Raw genomic sequence first — 12,204 nt, forward strand, 5'->3', positions numbered from 1 at the left:
GGCCGAGGCGGCGGGCGCGGGCCGAGGCGGCGGGCGCGGGTCGAGGCCACCGGATGCCCGGACGCCGACCTCAGGGGGATTCCCATCCCGGACCGGCATCCCAGGCTTCCCTGTCTCCGCAGGTTGTCGGGGGTGGGATCGTCCCACCGTTGCAAGTCGGGGGCAGCCGTTGTGCCGAGCCCACGGGGCATCCGACGCTATGGGTGTCGCACCGGCTGAAGCGGCCGACCGCACGGCAGCGCCACGACCCCCGACTCACCCGTCCGCTGGGACACCCATTTCTTGGGGCACCAGGGTGCAGGGCGCGGACGCCCAAGGGGGCGCCCGATCGCCTTCGCCCCGCCACGGCCACCGCGGTCCGAGGAGGAGGCGGGTGGTGTGGCGGCGCCGGCCGAGCACGCGACCTCATACCGAATACCGATCAGAAGAGGAACACGCATATGAGCATGAAGTCCCTTACGGCAAACCGTGTGGCCGTGGCCGCGGGTCTCGTCCTGGCTCTCGGGTGTGGTGTGTCGGCACAGGCCTCCGCCACCGGGCCGCAGACGGTCAGCGAGAAGGCCAATGCCGCGGTGAAGAGCCGCTCGGGCGGCAGCGGCGCCAAGGGCACCATCGCCGCCTGCTCCCAGAAGGTCCTCGGGGTGTCCGCCGTGACGGAGCCCGCGGACAGCAAGGACGCCAGGCACCTCCTCCTCATCGTCCAGAACGCCGGCGACAAGAAGTGCAACCTCTACCGCTACCCCCAGGTACGGCTCGGTAACGGTCGGACCACGGCCCCCGTGATCAAGGAGAGCGACCCGCACCCGGGGAAGCCCGTCACTCTCGCTCCGGGTGAGGAAGGCTATGCCGCTCTGCTCGTCAACGGCCCCATGGACGAGTACGAGGCGAAGAGCATCACCCTCAGCCTCCAGGGTCGCAAGTCCGGCAGCAGCGCGGGCAAGCCGATCGATGTCCCCATGCCCGTCCCCACGTTGTACGCCAACGACTTCCAGCGTGTCACCTACTGGACGACTGCTCCCGGCTACGCCCTGGATTTCATCATGTCGAAGTGACGGACCTCGATCGGAACCGCCGGTGAGGCGAGTGGGGGGTACGGCGATACAGGTCGACGTCTCGACTGGAAGGCCGCCGACCATGGCCGCCCGCGGCCGACCTGACGCCCGAAAGGAGCCGCGGCTGAAGGGGGCGCACCCACCGCAACAGTGCGGTGGGGCGACCCTTCAGTCGCGGCTCCCCGGCACGGACTACTGACTTCGGCGTCTCGGGGTCGGTTCGGTCTGTCGGGAGCGAGGCCGGTATCGGCGGGAAACCCGCCGCGGCCCGCATGCGTGCCTCTTCCCGGCGCCTGCGCTGCTCGGCGGTCAGCCCGCCCCCGTCTGGATACCACTCGCTTCCGGGCGACCAGTCAAGACGGACCCTGTCACGAGGTCCGACGAACGCCCCGAGGCCATGACGCCAAGGTCAACAGACGGGGCGATCAGGTGAAATGTGAACTTCTGCCTCACTCATCGACCAATCGGTTATTTCCGGTCAGTACATTCCCCACGTCGGCTCCTCCGCTCGCTCCCGGAGCCGGACCGCAGGGACCTTCACCGACAGGAGAAACCGTAGATGACAAGACACGGATTGAGGCGGCGCATGTCTGCCCTCGGCACGGTGGTGGGGCTGGGCGTCACGCTGCCGTTCGCCCTGTCGGCCACGCCCGCCCATGCTCAACCGATCCTGAGCGTCGACAAGAGTCACGAAGGGGACTTCGCACGGGGAGGGCAGGGTGTCTACACCATCACCGTGACCAACAGCGGCGATGAGCCGGCCTCTCCGCTCACCCTCACGGACAACCTTCCCACGGGTCTCACGGTCGCGGACATCCAAGGCAGCCTCGCGTCTACCTGTGACGTCACCAACAGCGGTACGACGGTCATTTGCAATGGTAGTTGGGGTCTTGCCGGTCCTGCCTCCGCCGAATTCGTGATCACAGTCAACGTCGCCGACGACGCACCGTGTTCCGTCACCAACACCGTCACGGTCACCCAAGGGGGAGGTGCAACCGTCTCGGACAGCGACCAGACGACGATCACCGGAGGCGACTGCGACAACGGAGGCGGTGGCGGTGGGGGCTCGATCCTGCCGATCAACCTCAACGGTGTCATCCCGATGTTCAACAACATCACCATCAACGACAACATCAACAGCCCCGGTGCCAGCAACAACAGCCGCCAGAACTTCCTGCTGAACGCGCCCTGAGCTGTGGCGTCACACCCCTGCTCGTCCTGGACCGAGTCACTGTCACGCAAGCGCGAAACCCCAGCCGGTAGTCGCTGCCGATCGAGATTGCTCGGGCACGCTTCCTCGACGCCGTCGTTGCGGCACTGCCGTGAGTCCAAGGGAATGCGGGTCACGCGAGTTTGAGCCGACGTCATCGAGCCCAACCCTGAGCACTCCTGACATCCACGGCTGACATCGACAAGGGCGCACAGTCAGCCCTTCCGCCCAGGGGGCGGGAGGGCTCCTGTGCTTGCGGCACTTATCAGCGGCGCTCCGTCTCTGCCCCACCGCTGCGCTCCGCCGCTGCTCCGCCGAGGTGCGCGGGTGGGCGAGTCGCCCTTGACGCGCACTGCGTCACTGGGCGCGGATGGCGTCGGCCGGTGGGGTGCGCAGTGCCTGGCGGGTGGGGAGTTCGATGGTGAGGAAGGCCGTGACGGTGACGGTGAGCGCGAGGGCGGGCAGCAGCCAGGCGGGGCCCGCGGGCCAGGGGCGGCCGAGGAAGCCCTGGCCCAGGAGGGCGAGGGGCACGGCGGACAGCAGCAGGGCCGTGGTGAGCGCGGTGGCGGCGGTCACCGCCGCCTCGCGCCGCATCATCGCGCGGATCTGGCGGGGTGTGGTGCCGCCCAGGCGGAGAGCGCCGAGTTCGACACGGCGCTGGGCGGTGGCGGCGACGAGCTTGTTGGCGATGCTCAGCAAGAGGTAGACGAGCAGGATCACGATGACGGCCAGGTTGATCCACACCTCGGGCGGGGCGTCCTTGAGGCCGTCGCCGGACGTGGGACGCGTGTCCGTGAGTGCCAGGCCCGGGTGGGACGCGGCGAGGGCCGTCAGCGCCTGGCGGGCGGTCGCCGTGCCGTCCGTGCGGATCAGGATGCTCTGGTCGAGCCCCGTCGTGGTGTGGCCGGCCGCCAGGTCGCGGGACAGGACCACCGTGCCGAAGCCGAGGTTCCGGGCGTAGACGGCGACCACCTCGGCGTCGACCCTCGACCCGTCGCCGAGGACGAGACCCACCCGTCGGCCCACCGGCGCGGAGCGCGAACGGGCGACGTCGCTGCTGACGGCGATGGTGGCACCGGTGAGGCCCTTCAGGCTGCCGTCCCGTACGTCGAGGTTCAGGACGTCGGACGCGTCCGGGGTGAGGATCATCGCGGAGTCGGCCTCGGTCACCGTGTCGTCGAACATCTTGTACGGCCACACCACGGTGGTCGTGCTCACCGGGGCCGCCGCCCGCACGCCGGTCGTGTCCCGTACGTCCGCGAGCGTGGCGGCGGGCAGTCCGCCCAGGACCGGCGCGCTCAGCCGCTGCTGGGCGAGGGTGCCGGTGCGGGTTTCGTCCGCCGTCGCGGCCAGCACGGTGGTCTGGGTGAGGGTGTACGTCAGGACGAACACGACCGCCATGGCCAGGGTGCTGACGATCCCCGCGTTGCGCAGGGCGTAGGCGCGGACGTTGGCCATCGCCAGCCAGGTCGGCGCGGAGACGCCGGAGCGTGCGCGCCGGACCGCCGCGTTCCCGATGCCTCGGACGAGGGCCGGGCCGGACAGGGCCAGACCGATCGCCCCGAGGATGCCCGCCATGGACGTGGCCGCCGCGCCGAGGACCGTACGGGAGAAGAGCGGTACGACCGACATGGTGGTCGCGGCGACGATGACCAGGAGTCCGATGCGTGTCCGGGTGCGCGACGGATCGCGCGGCTCGCTGCGCGATTCGGCGACCGCCTCGGTGGCCGGCATCCGCGAGGTGCGCCACGCCGAGCTCCGGGCCGAGATCTGCACGGTCAGGGCCATGAGGATGATCGTCGCGAGGGCGGGCAACGGGCTGATGGTCAGGGGGAGTTCGGGCGGGAGGAGACCCCGGTCCGCCAGCAGTCCCCGGAACCGGTCCGCCAGCAGATGGCCGAGCGCCACACCGGGTACGAGGGCCACGGCGGCGACGACGGTCGACTGCGCGGCGGCAAGTCGTCTGATCTGCCGGGGAGTCGCGCCGACGGCCCGCATCAGCGCCAGGTCCCGGCGCTGCCCGGCGAGCGACACGGCCAGCGCGCTCGCCGTCACGAACCCGGTGATCAGCAGGATGATCCCGGCGAGCGAGCCGGCGAGGAGGATCAGGAGGGAGCGGGACGCGCCCGCTCCGGGCGACACCAGGTCCCCGCGGTCCGCGCCGGTGACCGTTTCGAGCCCGGTGCCCTTCAGCTTCGTACGGACTTCGTCGGCGACCTGTTCCTCGGCGCCGGGTGCGGTGCGGAGGGCGATCAGGTCGACGGTTCCGGCGCGCGAGCCGCCGCCTGAGCCGTCACCCTCGGCCCGCCCCGACAGTCGTACGGCCGTCGTGTCCGCGAAGAAGACACCGGCGCCCGGCGCGTCGACGACCGCCGACACGCGGTAAGGGGCGGCGGGCCGGGCGTTCGCGACGACCTTGACCCGGTCGCCCACCTTCACTCCGGCCGCGGCGGCGGTGACGCTGTCCACGGCGATCTCGCCCGAACCGGCCGGCCCGCTGCCGTCGGCCCGCGCACGTTCCAGCAGCTTCACCGAGGACCAGCCGTGCCCCGAGGTCTCGTGATCTCCGGCCGGTACGACCCGTCCGTGCGCGTCGACGAGGGCGACGGGGAAGCCGAGGTCGCCGACCGCTTCGGTGACACCCGGCAACCCGGCCAGTTCGCCGACCAGCCGGGCCGGGACCGTACGGCGTTCCGGGAGTGCGATCGGCAGGTCACCGGCTGGATGGAGCTCCTGGTCGGCGGCGACGACGACGTCCGCGCCGGCGAGACGGCCGGCGGGCAGGTGGGAGCGCAGGCCGGACTCGGCCAGGACGCCGGTGCCGGTGATCAGAGCCGCTCCGCCGAGGACCGCGCAGGCCACGGCGATCGGTGCGGTGACCCGGTGGCGGATCATCTGTGTCGCGAGACCCAGCATGGCTCAGACCTCTCCCAACGCGACGAGACGGCGGGCCAGTTCGGGGGCGGTCGGTGCTTCGAGGGCCTCGACCACCCTGCCGTCGGCCATCACCAGCACGTGGTGCGCGCGGGCCGCGGCGGCCGGGTCGTGGGTGACCATCACGACCGTCTGGCGCAGGTCGTTCACGAGGTCCCGCAGCAGGTCGAGGACCTCGTGGGCGCTGCGCAGATCGAGCGCGCCGGTCGGCTCGTCGGCGAACACGACAGCCGGCCTGGCCACCAACGCCCGTACCACCGCCGCTCGTTGCTGCTGGCCGCCGGAGAGCTCGGCCGGGCGGTGGGTGAGCCGGTCGGACAGCCCGACCCGCTCCACCAGCGTCCGCAGCCAGTCGTGGTCCGGGGTCCGGCCCGCAAGTCGCAGGGGCAGCGTGATGTTGTCCTGGATGCTGAGCGAGGGGATCAGGTTGTACGCCTGGAACACGAACCCGACGCGTTCCCTGCGCAGTTCGGTGCGGCGGGTCTCGTTCAGGCCCGCGATCTCGTGACCGTCGATGCGGACGCTGCCCGAGCTCGGGGAGTCCAGCCCTGCGGCGCAGTGCATCAGGGTGCTCTTGCCCGAGCCCGACGGGCCCATCACGGCGAGGAACGTGCCACGTTCCACGGTCAGTGACACCTCGTCGAGGGCCCGTATGCCGCCCGGGTAGTCCTTGCTGACCCGGTCCAGGGCGATGGCGGGCCGCACCGCGCCGTGGGCGGCGGTCGACGCGCCGTGGGCGGTTGCCGCCGCGCCGTGGGCGGTGGTCTCCGTGCTGCGGGTCCGGGCGGAAGCGGCGTTCATCGACGGCCCCGCAGGTGGCGCACGGCGAGGGTGCCCGCGCCGAGGAGGGTGACCACGCCGCAGGCCAGGTGCACCCAGGTGTCCGCTTCGGCGTAGGTGGCCGCCGAGTTGGCGACCGCGCTGACCACGACCAGGATCCAGAGCAGCGTTCGGACGACCTCCCCGCCGGTGACGGCGGGTGACGACGCTTCGTGCCTGCCGTCGGCGGGGGTGGTGAGGCGGTAGGGGTCGGTGGTCGTCATGGGGCTTCTCCCGTGGTGCCGAGTGGTGGGTCCGGGGGTCCGGGGGTCCGGGGGTCCGGGTGACGTCACCGACGCTACGGATCGACACCCCTCCCGGCCGATCCCGCAGCCCGCCCGGTCCGAGGTACAGCAGGCTGTACTCCGGTCCCGGCCGACGGGGAACTGGCGGGCGTCATAAGGTCGTTCGCGACGCAAGCGCAACATGGCGACGCAAGCGGAACGTTGGCGACGCAAGCGCAACGTGGGCACGCAAGCGGAGCGTTCCAGCGGCCGGGGGGAGGAGGAAGGCGGATGGCGGTCCAGCAGGACGCGACGGCCGGTGACCGGCGGCGGGTGAGCATCAGGGCCACCGTCGTACGGACCACGCGTGCGGCCGGCGCCGCGATCGCCCAACTCGTCTCCGGACTCGGTACGGCCTTCCCGGCGCTGCTCGTGCTGCTCTGGCTGGCCGTCGCCGCCGTGACGAGCCCGGTCGGGGTGGGGCTGCTCATGGCCCCCGGCGTGCTGCGCGCGCTGCACGCCCTGGCCGGCCGGGAACGCGAGCGGCTCGGCCGCCGGGGTCCCGAGGTCATCGCCCCGCAACCTCCGCCGACGCGACTGCGGCTCGCCCTCGTCGACCCCACCACCCGGCGGGAGCTGCGCTGGCTGGCCCGGCACGGCACCCTGGGGTTCCTTCTGGGGCTGCTCGGCGTCTTCCTGCCGCTCATCGCCGTGCGCGACAGCCTCTTTCCGCTGTACTGGAAGCTCCTGCCCGGGAACACGACCGCCACGTCCGTGGGCATCGGCAACGCGCAGTCCTGGCCGGACGCCCTCGCCGTGGCCATGCTGGGCGTGGGCTGGATCGCCATCGTCGTGGGGCTCGGCCCCGGCGTCGCCCGTTGGCAGGGCCGACCCGGACGCCTGCTCCTCGCGGCCGGGCCGGAAACGGACCTCTCGCTGCGCATCGCCGAACTCACCGCCACCCGTGCCGCCGCCCTGGACGCCCACGCCACCGAGCTGCGCCGCATCGAGCGCTCCCTGCACGACGGCACCCAGAACCGGATCGTCTCCGTCACCGTCCTGCTCGGCGCCGCCCGCCGCATGGTGGCCCGCGACCCGGCGGGCGCCGACGAGCTCCTCGAACGCGCCCAGTCCGCCGCCGAACAGGCCCTCGCGGAACTGCGCACGGTCTCCCGGAGCATCCTCCCCCCGGTGCTGGACGACCGGGGGCTGGCCGGCGCGCTCTCAGGACTCGCCGCGAACTGCGCGGTGCCCTGCCGGATCGACGTGGCGGTACCCGAACGGTGTGCCGCCTCCGTCGAGGCGACCGCCTACTTCGTCGTGGCCGAGGCCCTGACCAACATCGCCAAGCACAGCGACGCCGCACACGCCACCGTCACGGCACGCAGCCGCGGCGGACGTCTACACCTGTGCGTCGAGGACGACGGCCGGGGCGGGGCGGACGAGGACGGCGGCTCCGGCCTCGCCGGCATCCGCCGCCGGATCGCGGCGCACGACGGCACCCTCTCCCTGGCCAGCCCGCCCGGCGGCCCGACAACCCTGAAGGTGGAACTCCCCTGTGGACTGTGACCTGCGGATCGACATACGGATCGACGTACGGATCGTGACATGCGGATAGTGATCGCCGAGGACGATGCACTGCTGCGCGAGGGCCTCGCCCTGCTGCTGCGCGCCGAGGGCCTCGACGTGGTGGCCACCGCGGGCACCCCCGACGAGGCGCTGGCCGCCATCGACGAACACCATCCGGACGTCGCCATCCTCGACGTACGGATGCCGCCGACCCACACCGACGAGGGAATCGTCGCGGCCGTCGCGGCCCGGCGCCGACGGCCCGACCTGGCCGTCCTCGTGCTGTCGGCGTACGTCGAGCAGTCCTTCGCCACCGAGCTGCTCACCGGCGGTGTGAGCGGCCTCGGCTATCTGCTCAAGGAACGCGTCGGCCGGGTGGAGGAGTTCCTGGACGCGCTGCGGCGCGTGGCGGACGGCGGCACCGCCATCGACCCCGAGGTCGTCGCCCAGCTCTTCACCCGCTCCCACCAGGACACCCGCCTCGACCGGCTCAGCCCCCGCGAGCGGGACGTACTCGCCCTCATGGCCGAGGGACTCGGCAACACCGCCATCGCCGAACGGCTCGTCGTCACCGAGGGCGCCGTCCACAAGCACATCCGCAGCATCTTCGCCAAGCTCGACCTGTCGCCGACGGACCGTGTGGACCGGCGGGTCGCCGCGGTCCTGCACTACCTGGAGGATCTACGGCGGCCGGCCTGAGCGCGTCACCGGCGAGGTCCACCCACCCCCGGCCGACGCCCACCACGACATGCCGCAGGTCACGGCGCGCGGTGGTCGGCCCGAGGTCTCCGGCACAGGTCAGGGCGTCTTCGTGGCGGACCGCTTCGTACCTTTGCTCCTGCCGGTGCCCGTGCTGCTCCGGGCAGGCTTGGCGGCCGTGTCCTTCCTCCTCCTCGTGGCCTTCTCCGTGCCTGCGACCGTCCGCGACGGTGCGGTCCGGGTCGGTGCGGTCCGGGTCGGTGCGGTCCGGGTCGGTGCGGTCGACCACTTGAACTCGATCTCCAGTTCGATCTCGCCGTCACCGATCTCGACCTCCACCTCGCTGCGAAGGTCGTCGGGAATCCGCAGGCTCAGTGTTCCGGGGCCGAGGTCCACCTCGGCTTCCCCGCCCTCCCGCAGCGCGGCTGCGAGGGCCGTGAGCTGGTCGGCCGCCTCAAGGCGTGAGAGCGAGCGCTTCTGCTCGAACTTGAGGTCTTTCATGGGTGCCTCCGATCGGGCACAAAGGGCAGATAGCGCTCATTCTGACGCCATGTGCGGGATCGGACATCCTCATGGCCGGGCGAGGGGGTGTCCGGTCAGGCGGCTGGCTGGGGTCTCTGCGAACCATGCGTGGCCCTAGGCGTCCCCAGACGTCCCAGGGCGCCCCCGCCCGTTCATGCACCTCATGGCGCCTCATGCACCTCATGCGCGAATGCCGGATGGGTTCTACGGTTGAGGAGAACTCCGGGTTCGTGGAACTGGTTCCTTCCCCCTCGCACATCCCTCGGGCTTGAAACTCACCAGAAGGGCATGCGCCATGTCCACTGCATCCGACACCCCTGTCCTGGACACCCTCGCCGCCATGACGGTCGACTCGCTGGAGCGCTGCGGGCTGCCCCCGGACATGCTCATCCTCACGCGCATCGCGGCACTCGCCGCCTCGGACGCCCCGCCCATCTCCTACGCGGCCCATATCGACCCCGCCCTCAAGACCGGCCTGACCGCCGAACAACTGCAGGACGTCCTGGTCGCCATCGCGCCCATCGTGGGCACCGCCCGCGTCATGACGGCGGCGGGCAACATCGCCACGGCACTCGGCATCGCCATCGCCGTCGCCGATGCCGAGATCGGGTCCCAGGGCTGAGAGCAGACGCCCCCGGCATCGATATCCGCGCGGCCGACGGCCGAGAGGGCCATGGGATCCCTCTGTCCGACGTGCCCTGTGCCGGGTGTCCCCAGAGCCGCAGGGGCCAGAGAGCCACAGGGCCAGGCAGGAGGGTCTTCGATGTCCCAGAACGCGACCACGGCGATGCGCATGGCACCGCACACCACACCCGAGGAGCGCGCCGCCCTCGGCAAGGAGGCGCGGCGCCGCACACCACGGTCGGGCCACGCCGTGTACAAGCCGTCTCCTGACCGGCCGGATCCGCTGTCGATCCTGGAGGCGCAGTCCGCGTCGCGAGTGCCCGAACTGGTCCCGATCCGCTACGGCCGGATGACGGAGTCCCCGTTCCGCTTCTACCGGGGCGCCGCCGCGATCATGGCGTCCGACCTGGCCGGCACCCCGGTCTCGGGGCTCACGGCCCAGCTGTGCGGAGACGCGCACCTGCTGAACTTCCGTCTGCTCGCCTCGCCGGAGAGACAGTTGATGTTCGACATCAACGACTTCGACGAGACGCTGCCGGGCCCCTGGGAGTGGGACGTCAAGCGGCTCTCGGCGAGTCTCGTCATCGCGGGCCGGGCGAACGGCTTCGACGACGCCGAGCGCGCCGGCATCGTGAGCACCACGGTCCGTTCGTACCGAGAGGCGATGATCCGCTTCGCGGAGACAGGCAACCTCGACGTCTGGTACGCGAAGGTCGACCAGGACCTCCTCGAGTCCCTGGCACCGGGCCGGCTCCACAAGCACGGTCAGAAAAGACTGGCCCGCGCCATGGCGAAGGCGCGCACCCGTGACAGCCTGCAGGCCTTCGACAAGCTCACCGTAACGGTCGACGGCCGGCCGAGGATCGCGCCGGACCCCCCGCTGCTCATGCCGGCCGCCGACCTGCTGCCGGACGTCGAACGCAGCGCCCTGGAACGCCAGTTCCGCGGTCTCGTCGAACGGTACGGCCGCACCCTCGCCTCCGACCGGCGCACCCTCCTGGCGGACTACCGGCTGGCGGACGTCGCCCGCAAGGTGGTCGGCGTCGGCAGCGTCGGCACCCGATGCTGGATCTTCCTCCTGCTCGGCCGGGACGGCCAGGACCCGCTCTTCCTCCAGGCCAAGGAGGCCGACACCTCCGTACTCGCCGAACACGTCGGCGCGAGCCGGTACCGCAACCAGGGCGAGCGGGTGGTCTCGGGCCAGCGGCTGATGCAGGCCGCGAGCGACATCTTCCTCGGCTGGGAACGGGTGGACGGGATCGACGGCAAGCAGCGCGACTTCTACGTCCGCCAGCTGCGCGACTGGAAGGGCATCGCCGTGCCGGAGACGATGCGGCCGGAGGGCATGCGGGCGTTCGGCCAACTGTGCGGGTTCACCCTGGCTCGTGCGCACGCGCGGTCCGGCGACCGCATCGCGATCGCCTCGTACCTGGGCAAAGGCAGTTCGTTCGACCGGGCACTCGCCACCTTCGCCGAGGCATACGCCGACCAGAACGAGCGCGACCACCAGGCACTGGTCGACGCGGTACGCGCGGGCCGGCTCCCCTCGGAGGAACTGCCCGCTGCTGCCTGACGCTGGTGGCCGGGGCCGGGGTCCGAGGGGCACATGTGTTCCGGCCCCTCGCCCTCCCGGGGCAGGAGTGCTGCCGCGGCAAGGCCAAGGCCTCCGACCTCGGGCCGCACACCCCCTGTACACCCCGGTGCACGGATCTCCGACCCCCTGGTCACCGACACCCCGGAACGCCGTCCCGCCGGTCACCGACCCCGGGACGCCGACACACGCGTCACCGGACGTGCGGCGGAACGTCCCCGGTCTCACTTCTCCCGGAAGGGCACCGTACGCAGCCGCTCGACCTCGGCGCGCGGGAGCGGCTCGACCGGAACGGCCTCAGGGGCGTTCCGCACGGCCCGCAGGGACAGGTACGTCACCGAGCTGACGAGATCCCCGTCCTCGGGGCCCCAGGGTGGTGTTGCTCTCCTCCAGGGGCAGGGCGGACTCGGGGTCGATGACGACCCGGCTGCGTACGTCCTCGCCGTCGTACTCGATCGCCACCCCGGCCCGCCCGGCGCGATCGTGCACCGGACCGACGAGCCGCAGATACGGCAACCCGGCGAGAACGTCGTAGAGCGCTGCGCGCAGTTGCGGGCTCACCGGGGCCGACAGCAGGGTGACGATGCCGTTGAAGACCGCCTCCTGCTCGGGCGCGTCCGGGGTGCCGCTGTGGAGCAGCGCCTTGAGGGCACGTGGCTCGGTCGGCAGCTCGCGCAGTTCGTCCCAGTCGACCTCAAGACCCGCGACCGGCCACACCATCTGCTCGTCGGCCTCGCCTCCCGGCGGGAACAGCGTGTACTTCCCGTTCGACGCGCGGGAGACGATCCCCGATCGGCCGACCCAGACCGTCCCCGTGGTCGTGGTGCCCCCGGCACCCGTCATCGTCCGGCGCGCCTTCCAGTACGGGGCGTCCGTCGTCCGGGCGTCGGCGGCCGTGCCCGCGACCTCGCGCAGGAAGGTCGCCGCGTCCGCGCCGTACGCGAAGTTCACGATCAAGAT

Annotated in this window: 11 protein-coding genes; 6 read left to right on the forward strand and 5 right to left on the reverse strand. The window is 71.6% G+C overall.

Annotated elements, in window-relative coordinates; all coding sequences use genetic code 11:
- The first annotated feature begins 440 nt into the window (after window positions 1-440).
- Together AWZ10_RS35480 and AWZ10_RS35485 are read left to right on the forward strand one after the other, a co-directional pair.
- Window positions 441-1,052, forward strand: coding sequence for a DUF4232 domain-containing protein (locus AWZ10_RS35480; RefSeq protein WP_046706396.1), 612 nt, complete (start codon window positions 441-443; stop codon window positions 1,050-1,052).
- Between the two features lie 586 nt (window positions 1,053-1,638).
- On the forward strand, window positions 1,639-2,244 hold the full coding sequence (locus tag AWZ10_RS35485; RefSeq protein ID WP_060893054.1) for a DUF11 domain-containing protein: 606 nt from the start codon (window positions 1,639-1,641) through the stop codon (window positions 2,242-2,244).
- A 375-nt stretch (window positions 2,245-2,619) separates the two neighbouring features.
- On the opposite strand, the gene AWZ10_RS35490 is transcribed toward AWZ10_RS35485, so the two are convergent.
- From AWZ10_RS35490 to AWZ10_RS35500, 3 genes are read right to left on the reverse strand one after another with little or no spacing between them, the layout of a single operon-like run.
- Entirely contained in the window at window positions 2,620-5,178 is a 2,559-nt protein-coding gene (locus AWZ10_RS35490; protein ID WP_060893055.1) for an ABC transporter permease, read from the reverse strand.
- A 3-nt stretch (window positions 5,179-5,181) separates the two neighbouring features.
- Entirely contained in the window at window positions 5,182-5,997 is an 816-nt protein-coding gene (locus tag AWZ10_RS35495; protein WP_234360718.1) for an ABC transporter ATP-binding protein, read from the reverse strand.
- Window positions 5,994-6,239, reverse strand: a complete 246-nt coding sequence (locus tag AWZ10_RS35500) for a hypothetical protein (RefSeq protein ID WP_046706399.1) — start codon at window positions 6,237-6,239, stop codon at window positions 5,994-5,996. Before AWZ10_RS35500 ends, AWZ10_RS35495 begins: the two co-directional genes overlap by 4 nt.
- Window positions 6,240-6,530: 291 nt before the next feature.
- Here AWZ10_RS35500 and AWZ10_RS35505 point away from each other — a divergent pair, with 291 nt between their 5' ends.
- Both AWZ10_RS35505 and AWZ10_RS35510 read left to right on the forward strand, forming a co-directional pair.
- A complete protein-coding gene (locus tag AWZ10_RS35505; RefSeq protein ID WP_046706867.1) occupies window positions 6,531-7,808 on the forward strand; it encodes a sensor histidine kinase in 1,278 nt (425 codons plus the stop codon).
- A 39-nt stretch (window positions 7,809-7,847) separates the two neighbouring features.
- Complete coding sequence (locus AWZ10_RS35510; RefSeq protein WP_046706866.1) at window positions 7,848-8,507, forward strand: response regulator transcription factor; 660 nt, start codon at window positions 7,848-7,850, stop codon at window positions 8,505-8,507.
- Window positions 8,508-8,606: 99 nt separating this feature from the next.
- On the opposite strand, the gene AWZ10_RS35515 is transcribed toward AWZ10_RS35510, so the two are convergent.
- Window positions 8,607-9,008 (reverse strand): amphi-Trp domain-containing protein, encoded by a 402-nt coding sequence (locus AWZ10_RS35515; RefSeq protein WP_060893056.1) that lies wholly within the window; start codon window positions 9,006-9,008, stop codon window positions 8,607-8,609.
- 316 nt (window positions 9,009-9,324) lie between these two features.
- Here AWZ10_RS35515 and AWZ10_RS35520 point away from each other — a divergent pair, with 316 nt between their 5' ends.
- Together AWZ10_RS35520 and AWZ10_RS35525 are read left to right on the forward strand one after the other, a co-directional pair.
- The gene (locus AWZ10_RS35520) at window positions 9,325-9,651 is read left to right on the forward strand and encodes a carboxymuconolactone decarboxylase family protein (RefSeq protein ID WP_046706864.1); all 327 of its coding nucleotides are present in this window, start codon (window positions 9,325-9,327) and stop codon (window positions 9,649-9,651) included.
- Between the two features lie 141 nt (window positions 9,652-9,792).
- Entirely contained in the window at window positions 9,793-11,226 is a 1,434-nt protein-coding gene (locus AWZ10_RS35525) for a DUF2252 domain-containing protein (RefSeq protein ID WP_046706863.1), read from the forward strand.
- 315 nt (window positions 11,227-11,541) lie between these two features.
- Here AWZ10_RS35525 and AWZ10_RS35530 read toward each other — a convergent pair whose 3' ends face one another.
- On the reverse strand, window positions 11,542-12,195 hold the full coding sequence (locus AWZ10_RS35530) for a hypothetical protein (protein ID WP_167366023.1): 654 nt from the start codon (window positions 12,193-12,195) through the stop codon (window positions 11,542-11,544).
- Between the last annotated feature and the right edge of the window lie 9 nt (window positions 12,196-12,204).

Origin of the sequence: Streptomyces europaeiscabiei, assembly GCF_001550375.1 — a bacterium.
Taxonomy (GTDB): domain Bacteria; phylum Actinomycetota; class Actinomycetes; order Streptomycetales; family Streptomycetaceae; genus Streptomyces; species Streptomyces europaeiscabiei.